At 66.7% G+C, this 25,141-nt stretch carries 22 protein-coding genes; 8 read left to right on the plus strand and 14 right to left on the minus strand.

The annotated features are described in order from the left end of the window. Positions 1-8: 8 nt before the first annotated feature. The 3 genes from fdhF to JQ617_RS26590 are packed head-to-tail and all read left to right on the plus strand — an operon-like array spanning position 9 to position 3,934. Positions 9-2,882: a formate dehydrogenase subunit alpha gene (fdhF, locus tag JQ617_RS26580; protein ID WP_212028894.1), complete on the plus strand. Its 2,874-nt coding sequence runs from the start codon at positions 9-11 to the stop codon at positions 2,880-2,882. A 4-nt stretch (positions 2,883-2,886) separates the two neighbouring features. Continuing rightward, a complete protein-coding gene (gene fdhD / locus JQ617_RS26585) occupies positions 2,887-3,717 on the plus strand; it encodes a formate dehydrogenase accessory sulfurtransferase FdhD (protein ID WP_212028895.1) in 831 nt (276 codons plus the stop codon). Next, positions 3,704-3,934: a formate dehydrogenase subunit delta gene (locus JQ617_RS26590; protein ID WP_212028896.1), complete on the plus strand. Its 231-nt coding sequence runs from the start codon at positions 3,704-3,706 to the stop codon at positions 3,932-3,934. The genes fdhD and JQ617_RS26590 overlap by 14 nt, the downstream gene beginning before the upstream one ends. Here JQ617_RS26590 and JQ617_RS26595 read toward each other — a convergent pair. The 14 genes from JQ617_RS26595 to JQ617_RS26660 form a co-directional block, all read right to left on the minus strand. After that, positions 3,897-6,878 (minus strand): bifunctional [glutamine synthetase] adenylyltransferase/[glutamine synthetase]-adenylyl-L-tyrosine phosphorylase, encoded by a 2,982-nt coding sequence (locus JQ617_RS26595; RefSeq protein WP_212028897.1) that lies wholly within the window; start codon positions 6,876-6,878, stop codon positions 3,897-3,899. The two genes, JQ617_RS26590 and JQ617_RS26595, sit on opposite strands and share 38 nt — an antisense overlap. Beyond that, positions 6,875-8,335, minus strand: coding sequence for a sensor histidine kinase (locus JQ617_RS26600; protein WP_212028898.1), 1,461 nt, complete (start codon positions 8,333-8,335; stop codon positions 6,875-6,877). Before JQ617_RS26600 ends, JQ617_RS26595 begins: the two co-directional genes overlap by 4 nt. Next, positions 8,319-8,999, minus strand: a complete 681-nt coding sequence (locus JQ617_RS26605; protein WP_063694500.1) for a response regulator transcription factor — start codon at positions 8,997-8,999, stop codon at positions 8,319-8,321. Before JQ617_RS26605 ends, JQ617_RS26600 begins: the two co-directional genes overlap by 17 nt. 273 nt (positions 9,000-9,272) lie before the next feature. After that, complete coding sequence (locus JQ617_RS26610; protein WP_212028899.1) at positions 9,273-10,853, minus strand: Do family serine endopeptidase; 1,581 nt, start codon at positions 10,851-10,853, stop codon at positions 9,273-9,275. Positions 10,854-11,054: 201 nt separating this feature from the next. Next, the gene (locus JQ617_RS26615) at positions 11,055-12,398 is read right to left on the minus strand and encodes a methyl-accepting chemotaxis protein (RefSeq protein ID WP_212028900.1); all 1,344 of its coding nucleotides are present in this window, start codon (positions 12,396-12,398) and stop codon (positions 11,055-11,057) included. A 107-nt stretch (positions 12,399-12,505) separates the two neighbouring features. Next, entirely contained in the window at positions 12,506-12,988 is a 483-nt protein-coding gene (locus JQ617_RS26620) for a cytochrome c-type biogenesis protein (RefSeq protein ID WP_212028901.1), read from the minus strand. A 4-nt stretch (positions 12,989-12,992) separates the two neighbouring features. Then, a complete protein-coding gene (locus JQ617_RS26625) occupies positions 12,993-14,975 on the minus strand; it encodes a heme lyase CcmF/NrfE family subunit (protein WP_212028902.1) in 1,983 nt (660 codons plus the stop codon). Next, positions 14,972-15,481 (minus strand): cytochrome c maturation protein CcmE, encoded by a 510-nt coding sequence (ccmE, locus tag JQ617_RS26630; RefSeq protein WP_063694460.1) that lies wholly within the window; start codon positions 15,479-15,481, stop codon positions 14,972-14,974. The genes JQ617_RS26625 and ccmE overlap by 4 nt, the downstream gene beginning before the upstream one ends. 37 nt (positions 15,482-15,518) lie before the next feature. Then, positions 15,519-16,646 (minus strand): c-type cytochrome biogenesis protein CcmI, encoded by a 1,128-nt coding sequence (gene ccmI, locus JQ617_RS26635; protein ID WP_212028903.1) that lies wholly within the window; start codon positions 16,644-16,646, stop codon positions 15,519-15,521. 131 nt (positions 16,647-16,777) lie between these two features. Continuing rightward, positions 16,778-17,047, minus strand: a complete 270-nt coding sequence (locus JQ617_RS26640) for a hypothetical protein (protein WP_212029066.1) — start codon at positions 17,045-17,047, stop codon at positions 16,778-16,780. Between the two features lie 100 nt (positions 17,048-17,147). Next, positions 17,148-18,548 carry a hypothetical protein gene (locus tag JQ617_RS26645; protein ID WP_212028904.1) on the minus strand — a complete coding sequence of 467 codons (1,401 nt, stop codon included), beginning with the start codon at positions 18,546-18,548 and terminating at the stop codon, positions 17,148-17,150. A gap of 161 nt (positions 18,549-18,709) precedes the next feature. Then, positions 18,710-20,086 carry an ATP-binding protein gene (locus JQ617_RS26650; protein ID WP_212028905.1) on the minus strand — a complete coding sequence of 459 codons (1,377 nt, stop codon included), beginning with the start codon at positions 20,084-20,086 and terminating at the stop codon, positions 18,710-18,712. A 106-nt stretch (positions 20,087-20,192) separates the two neighbouring features. Then, the gene (locus JQ617_RS26655) at positions 20,193-20,867 is read right to left on the minus strand and encodes a response regulator transcription factor (RefSeq protein WP_011085905.1); all 675 of its coding nucleotides are present in this window, start codon (positions 20,865-20,867) and stop codon (positions 20,193-20,195) included. Positions 20,868-21,106: 239 nt separating this feature from the next. Further along, positions 21,107-21,259, minus strand: a complete 153-nt coding sequence (locus tag JQ617_RS26660; protein WP_167358337.1) for a hypothetical protein — start codon at positions 21,257-21,259, stop codon at positions 21,107-21,109. Between the two features lie 252 nt (positions 21,260-21,511). Between JQ617_RS26660 and ku the strand changes: the two genes are divergently transcribed. From ku to JQ617_RS26685, 5 genes are all read left to right on the plus strand, one after another. After that, positions 21,512-22,492 carry a non-homologous end joining protein Ku gene (gene ku, locus JQ617_RS26665; protein WP_145663218.1) on the plus strand — a complete coding sequence of 327 codons (981 nt, stop codon included), beginning with the start codon at positions 21,512-21,514 and terminating at the stop codon, positions 22,490-22,492. A gap of 58 nt (positions 22,493-22,550) precedes the next feature. Continuing rightward, positions 22,551-22,787, plus strand: a complete 237-nt coding sequence (locus JQ617_RS26670) for a hypothetical protein (RefSeq protein ID WP_212028906.1) — start codon at positions 22,551-22,553, stop codon at positions 22,785-22,787. Between the two features lie 109 nt (positions 22,788-22,896). Next, a complete protein-coding gene (locus tag JQ617_RS26675; protein ID WP_249157575.1) occupies positions 22,897-23,100 on the plus strand; it encodes a hypothetical protein in 204 nt (67 codons plus the stop codon). A 196-nt stretch (positions 23,101-23,296) separates the two neighbouring features. Further along, complete coding sequence (locus JQ617_RS26680; RefSeq protein ID WP_063694503.1) at positions 23,297-23,461, plus strand: Flp family type IVb pilin; 165 nt, start codon at positions 23,297-23,299, stop codon at positions 23,459-23,461. Between the two features lie 151 nt (positions 23,462-23,612). Further along, complete coding sequence (locus JQ617_RS26685) at positions 23,613-25,139, plus strand: thymidine phosphorylase family protein (RefSeq protein WP_212028907.1); 1,527 nt, start codon at positions 23,613-23,615, stop codon at positions 25,137-25,139. The last annotated feature ends 2 nt before the right edge of the window (positions 25,140-25,141 follow it).

Genomic DNA, 25,141 nt, shown 5'->3' on the forward strand with positions numbered 1-25,141 from the left:
GAACGACGATGTCTCTGATCGAAGAAATCGACTACGGCACACCGCGCTCCAAATCGGAAACGATGGTGACGCTGACCATCGACGGCAACCAGGTCACGGTGCCCGAGGGCACCTCGATCATGCGGGCCGCGATGGATGCCGGCCACCAGATCCCGAAGCTTTGCGCGACCGACATGGTCGACGCATACGGCTCCTGCCGTCTCTGCCTCGTCGAGATCGAGGGCCGCGCCGGCACGCCGGCCTCCTGCACCACGCCGGTCATGAACGGCCTCGTCGTGCACACCCAGACCGAACGGCTGAAGAAGCTGCGCAAGGGTGTGATGGAGCTCTACATCTCCGACCATCCGCTCGACTGCCTCACCTGCGGCGCCAACGGCGATTGCGAGCTGCAGGACATGGCCGGCGCCGTGGGCCTGCGCGACGTGCGCTACGGCTACGAGGGCGAGAATCATGTTTTCGCCAAGACCGACGGCTGCGCAAACGACCACTGGATGCCGAAGGACGAGTCCAACCCGTACTTCACCTACGATCCCTCCAAGTGCATCGTCTGCTCGCGCTGCGTCCGCGCCTGCGAGGAAGTGCAAGGCACCTTCGCGCTGACGATCTCCGGCCGCGGCTTCGACAGCCGCGTCTCGCCCGGCATGAGCGAGAGCTTCCTCGGCTCCGAATGCGTCTCCTGCGGCGCCTGCGTGCAGGCCTGCCCGACCGCGACGCTGACGGAAAAGTCCGTGATCGAGATCGGCCAGCCCGAGCATTCCGTCGTCACCACCTGCGCCTATTGCGGCGTCGGCTGCGCCTTCAAGGCCGAGATGCGCGGCGAGGAAGTCGTGCGCATGGTGCCGTACAAGGACGGCAAGGCCAATCGCGGCCATTCCTGCGTCAAGGGCCGCTTCGCCTGGGGCTACACCAACCACAAGGAACGCATCCTCAATCCGATGATCCGCGAGCGGATCGAGGATCCCTGGAAGGAAGTCTCCTGGGACGAGGCGTTCTCGTTCGCCGCCGCCAAGATGCGCGGCATCCAGAAGAAGTACGGCCGCGACGCCATCGGCGGCATCACCTCCTCCCGCTGCACCAATGAAGAGACCTATCTGGTGCAGAAGCTGATCCGCGGCGGCTTCGGCAACAACAACGTCGACACCTGCGCCCGCGTCTGCCATTCGCCGACCGGCTATGGCCTGTCGCAGACCTTCGGCACCTCGGCCGGCACGCAGGACTTCGACTCGGTTGAGGAGACCGACGTCGCCGTCATCATCGGCGCCAACCCGGCCTCGGCTCACCCGGTGTTCGCCTCCCGCCTGAAGAAGCGGCTGCGCCAGGGTGCAAAGCTGATCGTGATCGATCCGCGCCGCACCGAGATGGTGGACTCGCCGCATGTGAAGGCGCTGCATCTGCCCTTGATGCCGGGCACGAACGTCGCCGTGGTCACCGCACTGGCGCATGTCATCGTCACCGAGGGGCTCGTCAATGAAGCCTTCGTGCGCGAGCGCTGCGACTGGAGCGAGTTCGAGGAATGGGCCGCCTTCGTCGCGCAAGCGAAGCACAGCCCGGAGGCCACGGCCATCCTGACCGGCGTCGATCCGACGGTGCTGCGCGAAGCTGCCCGCGTCTACGCCACCGGCGGCAACGGCGCGATCTATTACGGCCTCGGCGTCACCGAGCACAGCCAGGGCTCGACCACGGTGATCGCGATCGCCAACCTTGCAATGGCGACCGGAAATATCGGCCGTCCCGGCGTCGGCGTGAACCCGCTGCGCGGCCAGAACAACGTGCAGGGCTCCTGCGACATGGGCTCGTTCCCGCACGAGCTGCCCGGCTATCGCCACATCTCGGGCGAGGCGGTGCGCGACCAGTTCGAGGCGCTCTGGAACGTCAAGCTCAACCCGGAGCCGGGCCTGCGCATTCCCAACATGTTCGATGCCGCGATCGAAGGCACGTTCATGGGCATCTACGTGCAGGGCGAGGACATTCTGCAGTCCGACCCGAACACCAAGCACGTGGTCGCGGCGCTGTCGGCGATGGAATGCGTCATCGTCCACGACCTCTTCCTGAACGAGACCGCGAACTATGCCCACGTCTTCCTGCCCGGCTCGAGCTTCCTCGAGAAGGACGGCACCTTCACCAACGCCGAGCGCCGCATCCAGCGCGTGCGCAAGGTGATGACGCCGAAGAACGGCATGGCCGACTGGGAAGTCACCATCGCACTCGCCAAGGCGATGGGCTTCGAGATGAACTACAGCCACCCTTCCGAGATCATGGACGAGATCGCGGCGCTGACGCCGACCTTCACGGGCGTCTCCTACGCCAAGCTCGACGAACTCGGCTCGGTGCAGTGGCCCTGCAACGAGAAGGCGCCGGAGGGCACGCCGGTGATGCATATCGGCGGCTTCGTCCGCGGCAAGGGCAAGTTCATCGTCACCGAATATGTCGCGACCGACGAACGCACCGGCCCCCGCTTCCCGCTGCTGCTCACCACGGGCCGCATCCTCAGCCAGTACAATGTCGGCGCACAGACACGGCGCACCGACAACGTGGTCTGGCATGCCGAGGACCGGCTGGAGATCCATCCGCACGATGCCGAGCTGCGCGGCGTGCGCGACGGCGACTGGGTGCGGCTGCAGAGCCGCGCAGGCGAGACCACGCTGCGCGCGGAGATCACCGACCGCGTGTCGCCGGGCGTCGTCTACACCACCTTCCACCACCCGGACACGCAGGCCAACGTGATCACGACCGACTTTTCGGACTGGGCGACCAACTGTCCGGAATACAAGGTCACGGCAGTGCAGATCTCGCCGTCGAACGGCCCGTCCGACTGGCAGAAGGCCTATGACGAGCAGGCGCGGCATTCCCGCCGCATCGCGCCCGCCGAGGCCGCGGAGTAACCGCATGCACGTGCCGGTCCAGGCCATCGACCGCGAAATCTGGCGCGACGGTGCCGCGTCCGAAGGGACGCGGCTGATCCCCGAGGAGACGCCGCTGGCGCTGACCTATAATGGCGGCACCTACGCCGTGATGATGGGAACGCCGCAGAACCTCGAGGATTTCGCCGTCGGCTTCAGCCTGGACGAGGGCATCATCACATCGGTGGACGACATCAAGTCGCTCGAGGTCGTGCGCCTCGACGACGGCATCGAGCTCAGGATGTGGCTCGAACAGGACAACGCCGCGCGCATCAGCGAACGCCGCCGCCACATCGCCGGCCCCACCGGCTGCGGCATCTGCGGCGTCGAGTCCATCGCCGAGGCCATACGGCCTGCAGCAATCGTGCCGCAGGGACAGACCTTCACGCCGCAGCAGGTCATGACGGCGATGCAGGCGATCGCGCCGCTGCAATCGATCAACATGCAGACCCGCGCCGTGCACGCCGCGGCCTTCTGGTCGCCATCGAATGGCATCGTGGCCTTGCGCGAAGACGTCGGCCGCCATAACGCGCTCGACAAGCTCGCGGGCTCGCTGGCGCGCAGCCGGACCGATGCCAGCGTCGGCATGGTGCTGCTGACCAGCCGCGTCTCGGTCGAGATGGTGCAGAAGACCGCCGCGATCGGCGCGCCTGTCATGGTCGCGGTCTCCGCCCCCACCGCGCTCGCGGTACGCACGGCGGAGGCTGCCGGCATCACGCTGATTGCGATTGCCCGCAGCGACGGGTTTGAAGTGTTCACGCACCAGGGCCGCGTCACGGCCCTTCGTGCCCAGGAGATCATCGATGTCGTCGCCTGACCGCCTCGTCTACATGGCCAACCAGATCGGCCTGTTCTTCCGCAGCCAGGGCCACGACAAGGCCGTGCCGGGGATCGCCGACCACATCAAGAAGTTCTGGGACCCCAGGATGAAGCGCGCGATCTTCGCCCATCTCGACGCCGGCGGCGCGGGCCTGGAGCCGAACGTGCGCGAGGCCCTCACTTCGCTGAAGCAGAGCCTTCCAGCAGCGTCCTGAACACGCGCCGCACCTCGCTCTGCGTTTCCTTCACCCGCGCCTCGAGCGAGGAGAAGTCCGGCGCATCGCCGGCGCGCGCCATCACGCGCTGCAGATCGGTGCCGGCGGTTTCCGGCTTGAAGCGGTCGCTGACGCAGAGTCGCAGGATCTGCGTCAGGTCGTGATAGAGCCGCACTGCGGCGCGCAGGATCTCGGTCTCCGATTGACCGAGCACGCCGAGCCTGCAGGCATTGTCCAGCACCTGCAGCGTGCTGACGTCGAGAATCCCGGGCTTGTCGTGCGCATGCACGAGCTGGAGATATTGCGCGATGAAGTCGATGTCGATCATGCCGCCGGCGGCATATTTGAGATCCCAATAGTCGGTCTCGCCCTTCTCCTGGCCGATCGCACCGCGCATGTCGGCAACGTCGTTGGCGATGATCCCGCGGTCGCGGCGACGGGTCAGGACATCGCGGATCACGCGCTCGATCCGCTGCCGGAATTCAGGCGAGGCCGACACCACGCGCGCGCGCGTCAGCGCCATGTGCTCCCAGGTCCAGGCCTCGTTGGCCTGGTAGTCGGCGAAGGACGCAAGGCTCGACGCCACCGGGCCGGCGCGTCCCGACGGGCGCAGCCGCATGTCGATCTCGTAGAGCACGCCGTAATTGGTCCGCGTCGTGAACGCGCTGATCAGGCGCTGGGTGAAGCGGGCGAAATAATGCGCGCCCTGCAGCGACTTGGCGCCGTCGGAATCCGGGTCCTCGGCGTCGAAATCATAGAGCAGGATCAGGTCGAGATCGGACGAGGCCGTCATCTCGCGGCTGCCGAGTCGGCCCATCGCGATGATCGCGGTCTCCTGGCCCTTGATGCGGCCGTGCTGGGCGGCAAAGCGGTCGGCGACGAGGCCATGCACGGTGTGGACGATGCCTTCGGCGACGTCGGCAAAGGCGGTGCTCGCCTGCTGCGCCGAGACGGTACCGGAGAGGATGCGCGTGCCGATCAGGAACAGGCTCTCCTGCCCGAACAGGCGCAGGCGATCGAGGAACTCCTCGTATGAGCCGGCGTCCTGCACGGTGGCGGCGAGCCGCTCCGACAATTCCTGCCGGTCCGGCATCGCGCCGAAGAAGCGCGGATCGATCAGGCCGTCCATGAGCTGCGGCTGGCGCGCCAGCATCTCCCCTAGCCGGGGCGCTGCGCCCAGCACCAGCGCCACCAGCGCGACGAGATCGCGGTTCTGGCCAAGCAGCGTGATCAGCCGGCCGCCACGCTGCAGCGCGCCGAGGAACTGATCGAACGCCACGACCGCGCGGTCCGGCTCCTCGGCATGCGCGAGCCCGTCGATCAGGGCCGGCACGAACTCGATGAAGGCGCTGCGCGTCGCCTCATTTCGGAACACACGATAATCGCCGGTGATCCAGTCGCGCACGGTCTGCGCCACCGCGGCCGGCTTCTTGAAGCCGAGCGCCGTCATGTGCTGGAGCAGGCGCGGGTCGTCGGGGCCCGCGCTGTAGTCGAGCGCCGGCAGCTTCGCCGTGCCGGTCGGATCGTCGCCCTCGAACAGTTTTTCGTAATGCCCCAGCACGATTTCGAGCTGGCGCAGCAGGTCGCGCGCAAAGGCCTCGCGATCGACGTAACCGAAGAAGCGCGCAAAGCGCTCGACCGCTTCCTTGTCCTCTGGCAGCGCATGGGTCTGCTCGTCCGCGATCATCTGGAGGCGGTGCTCGACCCGGCGCAGGAATTCGTAGGCGGTGGTGAGCTCGTCGCGCGCGGCGGAGGTGATCCAGTTGCTGGCGGCGAGCACGTCGAGCGCTCTCAGCGTCGGCCGTACCCGCAATTCCGGATGGCGGCCGCCGGCAATGAGTTGCTGGGTCTGCGCGAAGAACTCGATCTCGCGAATGCCGCCGCGGCCGACCTTGACGTTGTGGCCCTCGACCGCGATCTCGCTCTGGCCGCGATAGGTCTGCATCTGCCGCTTCATGTCGTGGACGTCGGCAAGCGCGGCGAAGTCGAGGTGCTTGCGCCAGACGAAGGGCGCGATCTCGGCGAGCAGCGCCTCCCCGGCCTTGGCGTCGCCGGCACAGGCGCGCGCCTTGATCATGGCGGCACGCTCCCAGGTGCGCCCTTCCCGCTCGTAATAGTTCAGCGCGGCATCACGGGAGATCGCCACCTGCGTCGAGGACGGATCGGGTCGCAGGCGCAGGTCGACGCGGAAGACGTAGCCGTCATAGGTGCGCTGCTGCAGGATGCGCGCCATGCCCTGCGTGACCCGGACGAAGAACGGCTGCGGCTCGATATCAGGCGCAAGCGTCGTATTGTCAGGGTCGAAGAACACGATGAGGTCGATGTCGCTGGAGTAGTTCAGCTCGCCCGCACCCATCTTGCCCATCGCGAGCACGATCAGGCCGCAGCCCTCTTCCGGGGCCTCGAGGTTGGGCGGGCGGATCTTTCCACGTGCGGCTTCCTGCCGCAGCTGATACTGCAGCGCCGCCTGCACGGAGGAGACCGCGACGTCGGTCAGCGCCGCCGTCACCCGCATCACCGGCCAGACCCCGCCGATGTCGCACAGCGCGGTCAGCAGCGCGGCCTCCGCCTTCATGCGGCGAAGCAGCCGCATCACCTCGGCCTCGTCGGGCGCCGCGAGCACCGCGTTCCGCGCCTCCGCGATCAGCGCGGACAGGTGCGCATCCGGATCGCATTCGAGCAGCCGGATCAGGCGCGGCGCATCGGCGCGCGCCAGATCGAACAGATAGGGCGAGAATTCCGCGATGCCGGCCAGGATGTTCCGCGCGAAGGGATAAGCGAGCAGCGGCTGGAGACGGGCCGATTGCGCCGGCTCGAGCTCGGCCAGCCAGTTTTCAAAACGGGGTTCATCGGTTGTGGAAGCGGCAATATGGGGAGCTTCCGCAAAGCGCGCGGCCAGACTCTCACCATGCTTGTCCGCGTTTCCCGGCGCGGAGTGGTTCATGCCACCTTCTGTGGCACATCCGGCATTGACGGAGCAACCCTGTCGCCTGCGCCCGCGCGCGCCGGCAGTGCCAGCGTGGCGACGAGGCCGGGATGGGCATCACCCAGCCGCAATTCTCCGCCATGGAGCGTCGCAACTGCGGAGGCGAGGCTGAGGCCGAGGCCGGAGCCCGGTAGCGTGCGGCTCGCTTCCAGCCGGACGAATCGCTCGACGGCATGCTTGCGGTCGGCTTCGGGGATGCCGGGGCCGCGATCGGACACGCTGAGCAGCACCTGATCGCCCTCGCGCCTTGCCTCGATGGTGATCTGCCTCGAGTCCATGCTGACCACGGTTCCCGCGGGCTGCGCAGCCGGCTTGCCGTACTTGATGGCATTCTCGACCAGGTTGGCGAGCGCCTGGCTGATCAGTTCGCGGTTGCCGTGAACCGGCGTCGGATCGGCCTTCACCTTCAAGGTCATGCCGTCGTCTTCGGCGAGCGGCTCGTAGAGCTCGTGGATGCCGCCCGCGACATCGGCGGCGTCGAAATCGTCCATGTTGCCGCGCGCCTGTCCCGACTCGGCGCGGGCAATCATCAGCAGCGCGTTGAAGGTGCGGATCAGGCCGTCGGATTCCTCGATGGTCCGCTCCAGCGCGGCGCGGTAGTCGGCCTCGCAGCCCGATTTCGCCAGCGCCTCCTCGGCCCGGTTGCGCAGGCGCGTCAGCGGCGTCTTGAGATCGTGGGCGATGTTATCGGAGACCTCCTTCAGCCCCGCCATCAGCGCCTCGATCCGCTCCAGCATGGCGTTGAGGTTTTCCGCCAGACGGTCGAGCTCGTCGCCGCTGCGGCCCACGGGCAGGCGGCCGCTGAGATCGCCGGTCATGATGCGCTGGGCGGTGCCGGTCATCGCGTCGATGCGCCTCAGCACCCTGCGCGCGACGAAGATGCCGCCGCCGAGGCCGAGCACCACGACGATCAGGACCGACCATTGCGCCGCCTTGGCGACGATGCTGAACAGGCGCCGCCGCTCGGCGAGGTCGCGGCCGATCAGGAGACGGAAGCCGTTTTCGAGCTCGGTGACGCGAACCAGGGCACGATGATCGCGGTCATCGGTATCCTCGATCCGCCGGTAGGCGGTCTCGGACCAGCCCCGCGTCGCCATCACTCCGGGCGCGAGCGAGCCGACATTGCCGGCGATCGCCTGCCCTGTCGGCGTGGTTACGAGATAGAGGTTGGCGCCCGGCCGCAGCGCGCGGTACTCGATCGCGAGCACCAGCCCGCGCAAGCCGCGCCTGTCGTAGAGATCGTTGATCTCCGAGGTCTCGGCATTCACCGTCTGCGTGATTTCCTCGGTGATCAGCCGCCGCGTGTTCCAGGCGAAATAGCCGAGCAGCGAGGCCGCGAACATCGCGAACAGCAGCAAATAGACCAGCGTCAGCCGGAACGCCGTGGTGCGGACGAGTTTACCGAATGCCGTCACGGATCATGTACCCGGCGCCGCGGATCGTGTGCAGCAGCGGCCGCTCAAACCCCTTGTCGATCTTGGAGCGCAGCCGCGAAATGTGCACGTCGATCACGTTGGTCTGCGGATCGAAATGGTAGTCCCAGACGTTCTCCAGCAGCATGGTCCGCGTCACCACCTGGCCGGCATGCTTCATGAGATATTCGAGCAGGCGGAATTCGCGTGGCTGCAGCGTCAGCTCGTCCTTGCCGCGGGCGACGCGATGGGACAGCCGGTCGAGCTCGAGATCGCCGACGCGGTAGAGGGTGTCCTCGGCAGGTCCGCCGCGGCGGCGCGACAGCACCTCGACGCGGGCGAGCAGCTCGGCGAAGGAATAGGGCTTCGGCAGATAGTCGTCGCCGCCGGCGCGCAGGCCCTTGATGCGGTCGTCGACCTGGCCGAGCGCGGAGAGGATCAGCACCGGCGTGGTGTTGTCCTGGTCGCGCAGCGCGCCGATCAGCGACAGGCCGTCGCGCTTGGGCAGCATGCGGTCGACCACCAGCACGTCGTATTCGCCGTTCTCGGCCATGGCGAGGCCCTCCTCGCCGTCGGCGGCGTGGTCGGCAATGTGTCCGACCTCGCGAAACGCCTTCACGAGATAGTCGGCGGATTCGCGGTCGTCTTCAATGATGAGGAGGCGCATCGTGCGTTCGGCGGCGGTCAAGGAGGTCAACCTTCTCTAAACATGGCGCGAGCGGCAATCGCATGCAAGCCGAGGGCGAGAGTGTCGAAGCGAGAAAAAGGCGGGCGGTGAAGCTGGGGGGACCTCACCGCCCTAGGCCTTCCGACGGAGGGGGGCGTATTTCCACCGGAAGGTAGGCTGGGGAAGCGAACGTTACGCTGCTCCCCCGAAGGGCGCCGGCGGCGGGGGCGACTGATGCCGGCGGCACCCTTCATTTCGTAGGCCTCCTGAGGCTTACCCCTTGGCGAGGGGGATCGCGACGAAGCGCGACTGGCCGCCGCTCTTCACGCGCATCAGGACGCTGTTCTTGTTGTCGGTCCGCGCCGCGTTGATGGCGTCACGGACTTCGCCGGCGGTGGCCACGCTCTTGCCGCCGACCTCGAGGATCACATCGCCTTCCTTGAAGCCGCGTTCGGCCGCGGCGCTCTTCGGATCGACTTCGGTGACCACGACGCCTTCCTTGCCGGCGCCGGCCACGGAATTCGCGGGCGCAACCGTCATGCCGAGCTTCGGCACGTCGGTGCCCTTGCTGGCACCCTTGCCGCTGTCCTTGTCGAGGTCGGCCTTGGCCTCGACCGTGTTCGGCAGCTGGCCGAGGGTGAGGTTCACGACCTTGTCCGCGCCCTTGTGCAGCACGTTCAGCTTCACGGTCGCACCGGGCGCCATGCCGCCGATGGTGCGGGCGAGCTCACGGGCGTCCTTGACCGATTCGCCGTTGACCGCGGTGATCACGTCGCCGGATTCGATACCGGCCTTCGCGGCCGGACCGTTTGCCTGCGGCTCCGCCACCAGCGCGCCTTCGGCCTTCTTCATGCCGAGGCTGTCGGCGATGTCGGAGGTGACGGGCTGGATCTGCACACCGATCCAGCCGCGGCTGACCGAGCCCTTGTCCTTGAGCTGGGCCACCACGCTCTTCACGGTGTTCGCCGGGATCGAGAACGCGATGCCGACGCTGCCGCCGGAGGGCGAGTAGATCGCGGTGTTGACGCCCATCACCTCGCCATTGGTGTCGAACGCCGGACCGCCGGAATTGCCCTTGTTCACGGGCGCGTCGATCTGGATGAAGTCGTCATAGGGACCGTTGCCGATATCGCGGCCGCTGGCCGAGACGATGCCCGCGGTCACGGTGCCGCCGAGACCGAAGGGATTGCCGACCGCCAGCACCCAGTCGCCGATCCGCGGCTTGCTGTCGGCCAGCTTGGCGAACGGGAAGTTGGTGCTGCCCTCGACCTTGATCAAGGCGAGGTCGGTGCGCTGGTCGGTGCCGATCACCTTGGCGGTGTAGGTCTTGCCGTCGTCGGTGGTGACCTCGACCTTGTCGGCGCCGTCGACCACGTGGTTGTTGGTCACGGCGTAGCCGTCAGCCGAGATGAAGAAGCCGGAGCCCTGGCCCTGCACGACGCGGCCGCGACCACCGCCCTTCATGCCGGGAATGCCATCCGGGCCGCCGAAGCGACGGAAGAAGCGCTCCATCGGCGAGCCCGGCTGGAACGGCGAGCTGGAATCATCGCCGTCATCGTTGCTTGCGGTCTTCTCCTTGATGTTGACCTTGACCGAGATCACCGACGGCTTCACGCGCTCGACGATGTCGGCGAAACCGACCGGACGTTCGACCTTGCGGACCTCGTTGTTGACCTGCGCATGCGCCGGGCTCGAAATCAGGTCGGCCGGCGACATCGACGGGCCGAAGCCGTAGACGGCGGCACCGAGACCGGCGACGACCGAGGCCATCAGCGCGAGCCTGCGCGCCGAGAACACCGACCGGCGCTGCTGCCGGTAGGATGGGAGGTTCGAGAGGTCGATACGGTCGTTCATGCAGAGATCTCCAGGGCCCTAGAATTCGTTTTGGCGCCGGATGACGGCACCTTGCGGAGCTGAAGATGGGGACTCCCGCCTTACCGCGCGCTGGCGGCGGGGTTAAACTTTTGTAATGAAGGCGCGGCTCGACTGCGGCAGTTTAGCGCAGGCCGAAAGTCCTGGTCTTACAGGAACTTAGTCGGGTTCCGGTGCCGAGCCTCAGCTGGCCCTGACGCTGACGATGAACTCGTCGACTTCGCGCTTCAGGGTCTCGGCCTGCCGCGACAGATCGACGGCGGAATCCCGGGCTTCAGCCGCCATGCGGCCGGTCTCCGCCGAGGTCGAGGTGATCTGGGCGATGTGATTGGAGACGTCGAGTGTTCCGTGGGCGGCGTCCTGTGCGCTGCGGGTGATGTCCTGCGTGGCATTGCGCTGCTGGGCGGTATCGACCTCGATGCCGGACATGATCGATGAGATCTCCGACAGCGTCTTCGAGATGCCGTCGATCGCGCCGCGCGTCTCCGCGGTGATGCCCTGGATGCTGGCAACATGGGAGGTGATCTCCTCTGTCGCCTTGCTGGTCTGGTGCGCGAGATTCTTCACTTCGGAAGCGACCACGGCAAAGCCCTTGCCGGCCTCGCCGGCCCGCGCCGCCTCGATGGTGGCGTTGAGCGCCAGCAGATTGGTCTGCGAGGCGATCGCCTGCACGAGCTGCACGACCTCGCCGATCTTGTCGGCGGCGTCCGACAGCGTGTGGATGGTGTCGCGGCTCTTTTCGGCCTGCGACGCCGCGCCCTCGGCGCGCTGGGTCGCATCGGTGACGCGGCGGCTGATCATGCCGATCGAGTTGGTCATCTCCTCGGCCGAGCCCGCGACCGTCTGGACGCTGACGCTGGCCTGGCTCGCACCGCTCGCCACCGCATTGGCCTTGGTGCTGGTCTCGTTGGCCGTCCGCGACAACGTCTCGGCGTTGCGCTTGAGATGCACGGCCGACGACGCCACGCTGTCCACGACGCTGGCGACGAGATCGTTGAAGCGCTTGATCCGATCGTCGAGAAATTTCGAACGCTCGGCCTGGTGCTGCGCCTCGTGCAATTGCTGCTCGGTGAGGCGGCGGCGCTCGATACCGTTGGTCTTGAACACTTCGAGCGCGCCGGCGAGCAGGCCGATCTCGTTGGTGCCGCCGAGCCCCGGCACCGGCGTCTCGAACTTCTGGTCGGCGACCTCGCGCATCGCATGCACGATCGCCCCAAGCGGCGTGAGGATGCCGTTGCGAACCGCGAAGAAGGTGGTGAGGCAGATCGCGACGGCGACGACCGCGATCACGCCGCAGGCGACCAGGAACCACGAGAACGCCGTCTGCGCCTGCTGGTAGATCAGCATCGCGTGGTCGCGCGCCGGGCCGCTGAGCGCGGCGAAATCCGACGACAGGCTGGTGATCTCGTTGTTGAGATACAGCACCGCGACGAAGCCGGTGCCGCCGCCGATGCCGAGCAGGAACAATAATGCAGCGACGACGGCGCCGACCAGGAAGCGGATCGTCAAATTGCTGTTCGCGAACATCTCGGGGACTCAGAGGCTGGAAATCGAATCTCGCGACAAGCTTCCAGACAAAGGTCAATAGAGCATGAAACACGCAGCGCCCGACAGCCTACGTATCATTACGTAGGTCAGGACGACTTCGCATCGTCGGACATCAAGGCGGCGAGCCGCGCCTCTTCCTCCGCCGTGAGCGGCGGCGCCGGTGCATCTGCACCGGTCTTCGCGCGACGGCGGATTTGCAGCCAGAGCGCCAGGCCGCCGCCGATGAGCAGCAGCGGCGCGAGCAGCCACAGCAGCAAGGTCTGCCGCTCGAAGCGCGGCTTGAGCAGCACGAACTCGCCGTAGCGCGCGACCAGGAAGTCGAGCACCTGCGAATTGCTGTCGCCCGCCGCGATGCGCTCGCGCACCAGCAGGCGCAGGTCGCGCGCCAGCGGCGCATCGGAATCGTCGATCGACTGGTTCTGGCAGACCATGCAGCGCAGCTCGCGCGACAATTCGCGGGCGCGCGCTTCCCTGGCGGGGTCCGACATGATCTCGTCGGGCTGCACCGCGTGGACCGCGGGCAAGGCCAGCAGCATCAGAAGAGCGAACGCGGCCATCATCCGGCGCATCGGATCACTCCGCCGGCTGCAGGCGCTGCTTGGCCCGCGCCGGCTTGGGGGCGCCGACCCGCAGACGCCGGTCGGACAGCGACAGCACGCCGCCGAACGCCATCAGCACCGGTCCCCACCAGATCAGCAGCACGAAGGGCTTGTGATAGATGCGCACGGCAATGGCGCCGTCGGCATTGGCATCGCCGAGCGAGATGTAGAGCTGGCTCGCACCGCGCGTCAGCAGCGCGGCCTCCGTGGTCGAGGAGCCGCGCGTGGTGAAGCTGCGCTTGGACGGCGTCATGACGCTGATGGCCTCGCCGTCGCGGCTGACCTTGAATTCCGCGATCATCTCGCGGTAGTTCGGGCCCTGGCGCTGGAACAGGCCGTCGAGCTTGACGTCGTAACCGGCGATTTGGGCGACGTCGTTCTGCTTCATCGTCGCGATATGCTCGCTGTTCCAGGTGGTCTCGCAGACGATGCCGATCAGCGCGACGCCGAGGCCGGCATGCGCGAACGCCGTGCCCCAGGCCGAGCGCGGCAGGCCGCGGGCGCGGTGCAGTGCCGTCGCGAACGGCACCCGCGCGAGCCCAGTCCGCTCGACGATGTCGGTGATCGCGCCGGCGATGACGAAGACGCCGAGCCCGATCGCGAGCGGCGCCAGCGTGGCGCCGCCGCTCGCCCAGCCCCAGGCGATGGCGATGGCGACGAGCCCGGCAACGCCGGCCGCGAGCAGGCGCTGCATCACGCCGAGCAGATCGCCGCGCTTCCACGCCAGCATCGGTCCGAACGGCACCGCGAGCAGCAGCAGCGCGAACAGCGGCGCGAAGGTGAGGTTGTAGAAGGGCGCGCCGACCGACATCTTGAAATCGGCGAGCATCTCCATCGCCAGCGGATAGAGCGTGCCGAACAGCACCACCGCGCAGGCGACCGTCAGCAGCAGATTGTTCAGCACAAGCGCGCCCTCGCGCGAGATCGGCGCGAACAGGCCGCCCTGCTTCAGCGAGGTCGCGCGGCCCGCGAACAGCGACAGGCTGCCGCCGATGAACAGGCACAGGATCAGCAGGATGAACACACCGCGGGTCGGATCGGTGGCGAAAGCGTGCACCGAGGTGATGACGCCGGAGCGCACCAGGAAGGTGCCGAGCAGCGACAGCGAGAAGGTCAGGATCGACAGAAGAATGGTCCAGACCTTCAGCGCGTTGCGCTTCTCCATCACCAGCGCCGAATGCAGCAGCGCGGTGCCGGCGAGCCACGGCATCAGCGAGGCGTTCTCGACCGGATCCCAGAACCACCAGCCGCCCCAGCCGAGCTCGTAATAGGCCCAGTAGGAGCCCATCGCGATACCGAGCGTCAGGAAGATCCAGGCCACCAGCGTCCACGGCCGCACCCAGCGCGCCCAGGCCGCGTCGATCCGCCCTTCCATCAGCGCGGCGATGGCGAAGGAGAACGAGATCGAGAAGCCGACATAGCCGAGATAGAGCATCGGCGGATGCACGGCGAGGCCGATGTCCTGCAGCACGGGATTGAGATCGCGTCCCTCGATCGGCGGGTTGGCGATGCGCAGGAACGGGTTCGAGGTCACGAGGATGAAAAGGTAGAAGGCACTGGCGATCCAGGCCTGCACGGCCAGCACATGCGCGCGCAGCGACAGCGGCAGGTTATTGCCGAAGGCGGCGACGAGGCCACCGAACAGCGCCAGGATCGACACCCACAGCAGCATCGAGCCTTCGTGGTTCCCCCACACGCCGGTGATCTTGTAGAGCAGCGGCTTCATGGAATGGGAATTCTCGTAGACATTGGCGACCGAGAAGTCCGAATTGACGTGCAGCATCACCAGCGCGACGAACGAGGCGCCGACGAACAGGAGCTGCGCCAGCGCGGTGGAGCGCGCCACGTTCATCAGCGCGGCATCGGCGAGGCGCGCGCCGATCAGCGGCACGATGGACTGGATCAGTGCCAGCCCAAGCGCCAGCACCAGCGCGTAATGTCCGGATTCTGCGATCACCGCACGGCTCCCTGCGGATTGCCCTGCGCGGTGGTAGCCGCGGGCTTCGCCCCGCCGGAGGCCTGGGCACCGTAATCATCTTTCCAGTGTCCCTGCTTCTTCAGGGCATCGGCGACGTCCTTGGGCATGTAGGTCTCGTCGTGCTTGGCGAGCACGGTGTCGGCCTTGAACACGCCATTGGCATCGAGCGCGCCTTCGGCGACGACACCCTGCCCTTCGCGGAACAGGTCGGGCAGAATGCCCTTGTAGGCGACGGGAAGCTTTGCGTTGCCGTCGGCAACCTCGAAGCTCACCGCGAGATTGTCGCCGCGCTGGAGCGAGCCGGGCTGCACCAGGCCGCCGAGGCGAAAGCGCTTGCCGGGCGCGACGTGCTTCTCGGCCACCATGCTCGGCGTCGAGAAGAACACGATGGAGTCGCGCAATGCGTTGAGCACCAGCGCGGCCGCGAGCGCGAGCACGGCGAGCGAGCCGCCGATGATGGTCATACGTCGCTGCTTGCGCGTCATGGCGTATCCGTTCTCCGCTCGTCCCGTCCCGACATCATCATCCGTCGAGCCCGAGGGTCTTGAGGCCTTCGTTGAGCTGGCGGAGCCGTTCGGCATCGTTGGCGACCGCCTGACGCGCGTCGGTCGAGGCGCCCTTTGCCTTGTCGCGATCGCCCATCACCAGATAGGCGCGCACCAGGCGCAGCCAGCCCTCGACATCGTCCCCGTTCTGCTTCAACCGGGTGGCGAGGCGCTCGACCATGCCGCGCACCATCGCGTTGCGATCGCCTTCGGCCATGTCCTTGGACGCCGCAATGGTCTCGTCCGACAGCGCCGGCACCGTCCCGCTGCCGCCGCCGCCGACCCGCGCCAGCGAGGACTGCACCAGGGGCCGCCACGGCGCATCGGAAGGCGCCTTCGCCAGCAGCGCGCGCCAGATGTTGGCGGCATCGTCCTTGCGGCCGTCCTGCTCGGCGGCGAGCCCGAGGAAATAGTTCGACTTGGGATCATCGGCGTCGAGCGCATGTGCGCGCTCGAACTCGGTCTTGGCCTCCGCGGTCACGACGCCACCGGCGGCGGCCGCGATCGCCTCGCCGAGATCGGACCGACGCTCCGGGCTCTCGCCATTGTAGGTCAGCGCGTTGCGATAGGCCCGCACCGCATCGTCGAAGCGCCCGAGCCGCTGCAGCACCGGCGCGAGCACGTTCCAGCCGCGTCCATCGGTCGGATTCTTTTCCAGATGCTGCTCGACCTGCACGACGAGATTTTCGAGCGAACGCGCCATGCCGGTCCCGCGCTCGCGCTCCGCCAGCGGAAAGTCCTGAAGCCGGGGCGAGCCGAGCGGCATGTAGACGCCGATTGCAACCAGCGGCAGGCCGACGAGCGCCAGCACAGCCGCGGAGCGGCGCCATTTGAGGTTCGATTTCGGCGCTGCTGCTGGCTCGCCGGCGGCTGCGGCGAGCAGCCTGCGGCTGATCTCGACGCGCGCGGCCTCGGCTTCGGGTGCGGCGATCAGCCCCACGGCGAGATCGCGCTCGATCTCGGCGAGCTGGTCCTTGTAGACCGCGACTTCGCTGCCCTGATGTGGGCCGCCCTGCTCCTGCGCGCGTCCGCTACGGCCGAGCGGCAAGAGCACGGCGAAAATCGCCGCGACCGTCATCAGCGCGAACACGAACCATAACGTCATCTGGCAAGCTTCCGGCAGCGCGCCACCCGCGCCCATAGGTGGCTTTACACCACGGCCGGACGATGCGGCAATTGACAATTGTCAATTTGGCGCGACCGCGCGCAGTCCCGAAATGGTGAAACTCCAACGGCTTAGCCGATCTCGAAGTCCGCGCTCCGCGCGGCGTCCTCGCCGTGCCCGTTGAAGGCCTTGAGGAAGTACGTCCCGGGCTCGATGGCCTCGGGCAGCCTGATGCGCACCGCCCCGACCGGAACCGGAGAAGCAACCCTGGTGGCGGTCTCGGGCAGCTGACGACCGCTTGCCTTCTCGACCAGCACCACCTTCGCGCCGACCATCAGTCGTTGATATTTGGCAACAATGACGCGGTTCTCGATTTCGATGGAGCTGATAATGGGTTTCATGCGCCCACAGATAGAAATTCCAGAAATTTGCACGGCGACCGTAGGGCCCACCACCGGCAGCGTCAACCATAAATTGTGATCACGAAAATATGCGCTTGAATCAACTCGCGCGCGACGATTTGCGCTCGCCTGTCGCGGCGTTCTCCGCAGCGCGGCTCATCAGCGAGGCATAGTCGTCGCCGAACAGCACCTGGCAGAAGCGGATCGCGGCCTGCACCTGCTGTTGTCTGTAGGTGCGCACCTTGTGGTCGGCGCCGCGCAGCGCCTGCACGAGCTGCTCGGTCGAGCGTTCGACATATTGCTGCAGGTCGGAATAGGTGCGCAGCGTCACCTCGTTGATCGCGAGCTCGCTCGCGTAATTGCGGCAGGTCGCGACGAACTCCATCAGCGCGGCGGTCTCTTCCACCTCGGTGCTGTCGATCCGCGCGCCCGGCGGAATGTCCTTCTCGGGACGCTGGCGCAGGATGCGGCGCACGCGGCCGGGAACACTGTCGATCTCCGATTGCAGCGCATTGGAGATGTCGGCCCTGATCGAGGTCAGCTGCTTGCCCCAGACTGAATCGTTGCGCAGGTCGAGCTCGGTACGCAGGCCGCGCGCGCCGTCGTGCAGCGCCTTGAGATTGCCGGCGACGTTGTCGAAATGGCCGCGCTTGATGTCCATGCGCAGGATCGCCGCGACGCAGGACAGATCGTGCAGGGCAATGGTGACGGCGACGCCATAAGGCGTTGCCGCGACGCGGATCTCGTCGTCGGACGCGGCGATCTTGATGGCGAGGCGGATGATCTGCCACGGCGCGGTCATGCGTTGCACGACGATCGACAGGGCGAAAGGCAGCATCTGCGGCGTCTGCAGGACCGGAATGTTGAGCGCCGACGTCACCGAGGCGATCTGGGGATCGCCGAAGGCGCGCAAGGTGCGCGGCAGCTTCTCGTTCAGCGTGGCGATGGCCTCGCGCACCGCGAGCACCGCGCCGATCGAATAGAGGTCCTCGATCACGTTGGGCGGACCGACGCGGGCGAGCGCGCGCGACTTGTCGCCGCCGCCGGGACCGGTCAGCGCGAAGATGGCGTCCGCGGCCACCGCTTGCAGCTTTTGCGCGAGGGCCTCGACCTGGCCGGCGCTCTCCGCCGGCATGCGCGCCAGGGCCGCCTCGAATTCGGTCAGCTTGTCCGGGGCGCCGTCACGGCCGAGCCATTGCCAGATCGGCTGCAGCGAAGACCGCCGGATCTGGCCGACCCGGATCGGGGCGCCTGCCTCGACCAGGAACGGTTCCAGCGCCTGGAACAGGAGGCGCGACAGGTCGTCGGTGCGCGGCGGCGGGGCCTCGTCGGCTTCGGTCCTGCGGACGATCTTGCGCAGCTGCTCGAGCACCAGGGTCGCCACGGCCGTGTCCTGGCCGCGCTCGAGCGCGCGCTCGAACTCCCGCATCAGCAGCGCCTGCGACTGCGGCGGGAGCTGCGCGAGATATTCCCTCAGCCGCTCGATCGATGTCTGGCTCATGCGCCCGGGTAATGCACGGTAAAATGGCGGACGTGGGATGCGTCCGGGCGCGATCATAGGTGGTTGCGCCTTAAGAAGCCGTTGAGGACGTTGGCTCGAATGCCCCCATTTGCTTCCGGATTTGCCCGCTTTGGACCAAATAACCCATTGGGAACAGAGGATTATATTCCCGGAAGCACCAGCTCGGCCCGCAAGCCGCCGGTCGGCGCGCCGCCGAGGGAGAGGCTGCCGCCATAGAGGGCGGCAAGGTCGGTCACGATCGACAGGCCGAGCCCCGAGCCGGGCTTGGATTCGTCGAGCCGCTGGCCGCGCCGGGAGACCTGGGCCCGTTCCGCCTCCGACAGGCCACGGCCGTCGTCGTCGACGATGATCCGCAACCGCGGCCCAGCGCCCGCCTGCTGCGGCGCCTCGACCAGGACCTCGATGAAGACGCGGGAGGCTGCCCATTTGCAGGCATTGTCGACGAGGTTGCCGACCATCTCCTCGAGGTCCTGCCGCTCGCCGCGGAATTTGGCCGACGAATCGGCCTTGGCCTCCACGACGATGCCGCGGTCGCGGTGGATCTTCTCCATGGTCCGCCGCAGCGCTTCGATCGCAGGCGCGACCTCCGTCACGGTGGCGACCACCGAGACGCGCGCCGCGATCCGCGCGCGCTCCAGATGATGGGCGACCTGGTCGCGCATCACGTCCGCCTGCTCCATCACCTTGGCCGCGAACGGCTCCGCGGCGTGGGCGCCGGCTTCGTTGACGATCACAGAGAGCGGCGTCTTGATCGCATGGGCGAGATTGCCGACATGGGTGCGCGCGCGCTCGACGATCTCGCGATTGGCTTCGATCAACGCATTGGTCTCGCGGGCCAGGGGTGCGATCTCAACCGGGAATTCGCCCTCGAGCCGTTCCGCCCGCCCGGAGCGGATATCGGCAATCGATTCCGAGATGCGCTTGAGCGGCGCGAGGCCGAAGCGGACCTGGAACACCGTGGTCAGCAGCAGCACGATGCCAAGCGCGGTGAAGGTGCCGCCGAGGTAATAGTCGAAGCTTCGCGTCTCGTCGAAGATCTCGGTGTCGTCGCCGGCGACGCTGACGAGATATTTGCCGTCGGCGCCGAGATCGACGGGCCGCTCCACCATGCGCAGGTTCTGCCCTTCGGGGCCGTCGACATAGCCGAGCCGGATGCCCGCGGCAGTGAGCTCGGCGCCCTGCTCTTCCAGCTTCGGCAGCTTCTTGTCCCAAAGCGAGCGCGAGGAGCGCACCTCCGGCTTTTCGGTGTCGGTGCGCGTGATCTGCCAGTACCAGCCGGACAGCGGCAGCTCGAACAGGGGCTCGCCGAGCGACTGGAACTGGCGGTCCGGCGGCTCGTCCGGGGTCGCGACTTCGGCGATGAGGGTGCGCAGATAGAGATTGAGCCGGCGGTCGAAGGCGCGCTCGGTCGCGTTCTTGTAGACCGACGACAGCACTACGCCGGTGATGGCCAGGATCACCACGAGCCAGGCGGTCGCCGACAGGAACAGCCGGTTCGCAAGCGAGCTAGCACGCATCGGAATGATCCCGGCAGGCGCAGGATGTCGGAACGTCGCAGGTCATGACCGGACCAAGGCCCCTGTTCGGCCTCCAGTCAAGCCCGCACGGGCTCAGGCCTTGGCCTCAAGCACCCGGTGCAGGCGGCGGGGTCAGGAGATAGCCGAGGCCGCGGACGGTCTGGATGATGTCGACGTCGAGCTTCTTGCGGATGCGGCCGACGAACACCTCGATGGTGTTGGAGTCGCGGTCGAAATCCTGGTCGTAGAGATGCTCGACCAGCTCGGTACGGGACACGACGCGCCCGGAATGGTGCATCAGGTAGGCCAGAAGCCGATATTCATGCGAGGTCATCTTGACGGGGTTGCCGGAGACGCTGACGCGGCCGGTCCTGGTGTCGAGCGTGACGGGGCCGCAGGAGAGTTCGCTCTGGGCATGACCGGTGGAGCGGCGCAGCAGCGCGCGGATGCGGGCCAGCACCTCCTCCAGGTGGAACGGCTTTGCGACGTAGTCGTCGGCGCCGGCATCGAAGCCCTGCACCTTGTCGCTCCAGCGATCGCGCGCGGTGAGGATCAGGACCGGCATGGTGCGGCCGTTGCGGCGCCAGGCCTCCAGCACCGAGATGCCGTCCTTCTTCGGCAGGCCGATGTCGAGCACGACGGCATCGTAGGGCTCGTTGTCGCCGAGATAATGCCCCTCCTCCCCGTCGAAGGCGCGATCGACGACGTAGCCGGCGTCGGTCAGCGCCTTGGTGAGCTGGCGATTGAGATCGGGGTCATCCTCAACAACGAGCAGGCGCACGCTGGTCTCCAGAAATAGGCTGCATGAACACGGGTCACAGATGAGCAAGTTCGGCGTGAACTGAATATGAACGCGGGGAACCGGCGACGTTACTTTTTGGTCATATCCGACTTGATCCTATCAGACCTGCCGGTCGCCAACGATTGCGCCCGCCAGGCCGCCGGACGAACCGGCGGCATGGCGGGCGCAATGTGCCGCGTTATGCGGCGATGAGGAAGCCGGGTGTTCCGATCCCCTCCTCAGGTCCGGAAAAAGACGAACCAGACGACGGCGAGGATCAGGATCGCAAGGCCTGTCGAGATGGCGAGCAGCGCTGCCACCGACGGCCCCGGTTCGCCCTGGCGCGCCTCGGTCGGAGTTTCCACGATCCGGTTCTGCTCTCGCGTTGCCATGGTGACCTCGATCTCAGGGCTGCCTTAACCAGTCGCCGCGACCTCCTCGCGGCCAGTCAAGTCCCGGGGCAACGCCCCACCTCTAGCGATGTTCCGGGCGCCCGCTGCCGTGAGCCCCGCGCAGCACGCAGGCACGCGAGGCCCCATCCGGCGGTTAACGTCGTTGCAAGATTCCGCCGCCGCGCTTGCTATGATTCGTTGTTCCCCGATGGTATCGTTGTGAGGTGTCCCCTGTTGCGTTTGGAGTAGCCCATGGCCCCCCGCGCCAATTGGAAGGGTTTTCTGCGTCTGTCGCTCGTGACCTGCCCGGTCGCGCTCTATCCGGCCACTTCGGATACGGAGAAGGTCTCTTTCAACCAGATCAACCGCAAGACCGGCCACCGGATCAAGTACCTCAAGGTCGATGCCGAGACCGGTGACGAGGTCACGTCCGAGGACATCGTCAAGGGCTACAAGGTCGACACCGACACCTATATCGAGGTCACCAAGGACGAACTCGACGACATCGCGCTCGACTCCACGCACACGATCGAGATCGACGAGTTCGTGCCGAAGGCCGACATCGACAACCGCTATCTGATCCGCCCCTATTATCTCGTGCCCGACGGCAAGGTCGGCCACGACGCCTATGCGGTGATCCGCGAGACCATCCGCAGCATGGACAAGGTCGCGATCGGCCGCGTGGTGCTGACCAATCGCGAGCACATCATCGCGCTGGAGCCGCTCGAGAGCGGCCTGATGGGCACGCTGCTGCGCTACCCCTACGAGGTGCGCAGCGAGACCGAATATTTCGACGACATCCAGGACGTGAAGCTGACCAGGGACATGCTCGACCTTGCCAAGCACATCGTGGAGAAGAAGTCCGGCGCGTTCGAGCCCGAACTGTTCGAGGACCATTACGAGACCGCGCTGATCGACCTCATCAACAAGAAGCGCAGCGGCATGCCCATCACCGCGAAGGCGGCACCGAAGACGGGCGGCAACGTCATCAACCTGATGGACGCGCTGAAGAAGAGCATCGCGAACGAGAAGGATGCGCCTGCGGCCAAGGTCGCCAAGGAAGCCGTCAAGGGCAAGAAGCCGAAGAAGCGCGTCGAAGGTCAGCGCGAGATGCTGCTGCCGATTTCAGGCAAGGGCGGCAAGGACGCTGCGGCAAAGACGGCGAAGGAAGCTCCGAAGAAGGCGGCCGACAAGCCGGTCCGCGCGCCGGCGCGGGCGAAGAAGGCAAGCTAGCGGCGCCCGGCCTCCGATCGCATCGTGATGTCCCCCCTCTCCGGCCGGCCGGCCTGACATGCCCTGGTCGGCCGCGTTCGACGATCCGATCCCGCTCCGCAGCGGGCGCAAGCTGCGGACGCTGCAGGAGGCGGCCGATCACGTCATGCAGCTGCCCGAGGACGCGCAGCACGCAAGCCACTGGCAGACCGCGGTCGAGACTCTGATCAATGCAGCCGAGACCGGCGGCGGCTGGATGATGTTCGCCCGCATCGCGATGCTGCGCGCGCTGAACACGGACGCCGGCCGCAAATAGCCTCAACAATCGGTTAAGCCGAGCCGTCGTTTCCCGCCCGCCAAGTAGTCCTACGGAAGACAAAATTAACCGTCGATTCCCGTTCAGCCCGACAAGGTCGCGCCCTCGATTGAAGCAGGGTTCGCACGCGGTGCAGCAGCCGGACGCCAGGAAGAACTATATCGGCCTCGTCAGCGACACGACCGAGGACAAGCGGCGGGCCGACAGCGCGGCGCGGTCGCAGCCGCGCGTCATGCGCTATCTGGTCGGGCGCCTCACCGCGGCGCTGAAGCGCCCCGGCAAGACCGCTTCCGGACGTGCGATCAAATCCTGACGCCGACGGCACGGTCAAATGCGCCTGAATCGGGTCATGAAACCTTAAGTCAACGAATGGCATCATATAAAGGCCTGAGGTCGGCCCCTTCCGACCTGCGCTTTAGCGTGCGCCTGCCCGCGAGAAATTTAGTGAATCAATTTACCATTCCGAAAACGGCTCCAGCCTACGTTGGACGGATGAACAGGAGTTGACGATGGCTTTGCTCAGGTCCTTTCTTGCCGATGAAAGTGCAGCTACCGCTATCGAGTATTGCCTGATCGCCGCCGGTATCGCGCTCGCGATCGTCACCGTCGTGAACAACACGGGCAGCGCGCTGCTGAACAACAAGTTCAACTCGATCGACGCGGCCACGAAGTAACCGCATATCCGGTTCGACGCGGCCCTCCGACATCCGAGATGACGCCGCACGCGCGCTGGCCCGCTAGCGCCGCGGGCCATGATCTGTGTCAAGAGCACATGGACTGCGACGGTTAAGCATGGGAGCCGAGCTTCCTGCTGCCGGCCCGTCCATGCATCCAGATCTTCCGCACTCCCAATTGAAAATCCGCCGCGTCCGCCTCGACACCGGCCGCGAGAACGTCGTTGTCATCTCCCGACAATCCAAGGCGCTGCGCGCGGAGATCTTTCGCGGCTTCAGCCGCGTCGAGCTGCGCCGGGACGGCAAGGTGCTGCTGGCGACGCTGCTGATCACGGACGACGACACGCTGGCGGCCCAGGACGAGATCGGCCTGTCCGAGCCCGCATTCCGCCGCTTCGCCGAACCGGTCGGCACGCCGGTCACGGTGACGCCCGCCTCGCCGCCGGAGAGCCTGGAAGCGGTGCGTGCGAAGATCCACGGACGAACGTTGAACGAGGCCGAGATCGGCGCGATCATCAACGACCTCGCCCATTATCGCTACTCCGACATGGAGATCGCCGCCTTCCTGATCGGTTCGGCGAGCTTCATCACCAGCGATGAGCTGCTGGCCCTCACCGGCGCGATGGCGAAGGCGGGCACGCAGCTGGTGTGGCCCGATCCGGTCGTCGTCGACAAGCACTGCATCGGCGGAATTCCCGGCAACCGCACCTCGATGGTGGTGGTGCCGATCGTCGCCGCGCACGGCCTGCCGATCCCCAAGACGTCCTCGCGCGCCATCACCTCGCCCGCCGGCACCGCTGACACGATGGAGGTGCTGGCACGGGTGAATGTCGGCGTCGAGGAGATGAAGGCGATCGTCTCGGCCTGCAATGGCTGCCTGATCTGGGGCGGGCACGTGAACCTGTCGCCGGCCGACGATGTCCTGATCTCGGTCGAGCGTCCGCTGAGCCTCGATACGCGCGAGCAGATGGTCGCCTCCATCATGTCCAAGAAGATCGCGGCAGGCTCGACGCATCTGTTGATCGACATCCCGGTCGGGCCGACGGCGAAGGTCACCAGCGCGGTCGAGGCGATGCGGCTGCGCAAGCTGTTCGAATTCGTCGGCGACCGCTTCGGCCGCACCGTCGAAGTGATCACGACCGACGGACGCCAGCCGATCGGCAACGGCATCGGGCCGGTGCTCGAAGCCAATGACGTCATGGCGGTGCTCGGCAACGAGAGGGAAGCGCCGCGCGACCTGCGCGAGAAGTCGCTGCGGCTCGCCGCCCATCTGCTGGAATACGATCCCAAGCTGCGCGGCGGTGCCGGCTATGCACGGGCCCGCGAACTGCTCGACAGCGGCGCGGCGCTGAAGCAGATGCAGAAGATCATCGACGCCCAGGGCCCCTCGACATGCAGCACCGAGCTGGGATCGCTCAGCTTCGACGTCAAGGCAAGCCATGATGGCACGGTGTCCGCGATCGATTGCCTGCGCCTCAACCGCCTCGCACGCACCGCCGGCGCACCACTCGACAAAGGCGCGGGCATCCGCCTGTTCAAGAAGATCGGCGACCGCGTCGAGCAGGGCGAGCCGCTCTACCGCGTCTACGCCTTCGACCGGCCCGAGCATGACCTGGTCGCGAGCGCGGCGGCCGCGAACGACGGCTATGCCGTCAACGGCAACTCTGCTGGAGTGTGAAG

The sequence above is a fragment of the Bradyrhizobium sp. KB893862 SZCCT0404 genome, from assembly GCF_018130885.1.
In the GTDB taxonomy this organism is placed as follows: domain Bacteria; phylum Pseudomonadota; class Alphaproteobacteria; order Rhizobiales; family Xanthobacteraceae; genus Bradyrhizobium; species Bradyrhizobium stylosanthis.

Coding starts and splice junctions, on each gene's coding strand:
- fdhF (WP_212028894.1), top strand. CDS start 9: ATGTCTCTGATCGAAGAAATCGACTACGGCACACCGCGCTCCAAATCG.
- fdhD (WP_212028895.1), top strand. CDS start 2,887: ATGCACGTGCCGGTCCAGGCCATCGACCGCGAAATCTGGCGCGACGGT.
- JQ617_RS26590 (WP_212028896.1), top strand. CDS start 3,704: ATGTCGTCGCCTGACCGCCTCGTCTACATGGCCAACCAGATCGGCCTG.
- JQ617_RS26595 (WP_212028897.1), bottom strand. CDS start 6,878: ATGAACCACTCCGCGCCGGGAAACGCGGACAAGCATGGTGAGAGTCTG.
- JQ617_RS26605 (WP_063694500.1), bottom strand. CDS start 8,999: ATGCGCCTCCTCATCATTGAAGACGACCGCGAATCCGCCGACTATCTC.
- JQ617_RS26610 (WP_212028899.1), bottom strand. CDS start 10,853: ATGAACGACCGTATCGACCTCTCGAACCTCCCATCCTACCGGCAGCAG.
- JQ617_RS26615 (WP_212028900.1), bottom strand. CDS start 12,398: ATGTTCGCGAACAGCAATTTGACGATCCGCTTCCTGGTCGGCGCCGTC.
- JQ617_RS26620 (WP_212028901.1), bottom strand. CDS start 12,988: ATGCGCCGGATGATGGCCGCGTTCGCTCTTCTGATGCTGCTGGCCTTG.
- ccmE (WP_063694460.1), bottom strand. CDS start 15,481: ATGACGCGCAAGCAGCGACGTATGACCATCATCGGCGGCTCGCTCGCC.
- ccmI (WP_212028903.1), bottom strand. CDS start 16,646: ATGACGTTATGGTTCGTGTTCGCGCTGATGACGGTCGCGGCGATTTTC.
- JQ617_RS26640 (WP_212029066.1), bottom strand. CDS start 17,047: ATGAAACCCATTATCAGCTCCATCGAAATCGAGAACCGCGTCATTGTT.
- JQ617_RS26645 (WP_212028904.1), bottom strand. CDS start 18,548: ATGAGCCAGACATCGATCGAGCGGCTGAGGGAATATCTCGCGCAGCTC.
- JQ617_RS26650 (WP_212028905.1), bottom strand. CDS start 20,086: ATGCGTGCTAGCTCGCTTGCGAACCGGCTGTTCCTGTCGGCGACCGCC.
- JQ617_RS26660 (WP_167358337.1), bottom strand. CDS start 21,259: ATGGCAACGCGAGAGCAGAACCGGATCGTGGAAACTCCGACCGAGGCG.
- ku (WP_145663218.1), top strand. CDS start 21,512: ATGGCCCCCCGCGCCAATTGGAAGGGTTTTCTGCGTCTGTCGCTCGTG.
- JQ617_RS26670 (WP_212028906.1), top strand. CDS start 22,551: ATGCCCTGGTCGGCCGCGTTCGACGATCCGATCCCGCTCCGCAGCGGG.
- JQ617_RS26680 (WP_063694503.1), top strand. CDS start 23,297: ATGGCTTTGCTCAGGTCCTTTCTTGCCGATGAAAGTGCAGCTACCGCT.
- JQ617_RS26685 (WP_212028907.1), top strand. CDS start 23,613: ATGCATCCAGATCTTCCGCACTCCCAATTGAAAATCCGCCGCGTCCGC.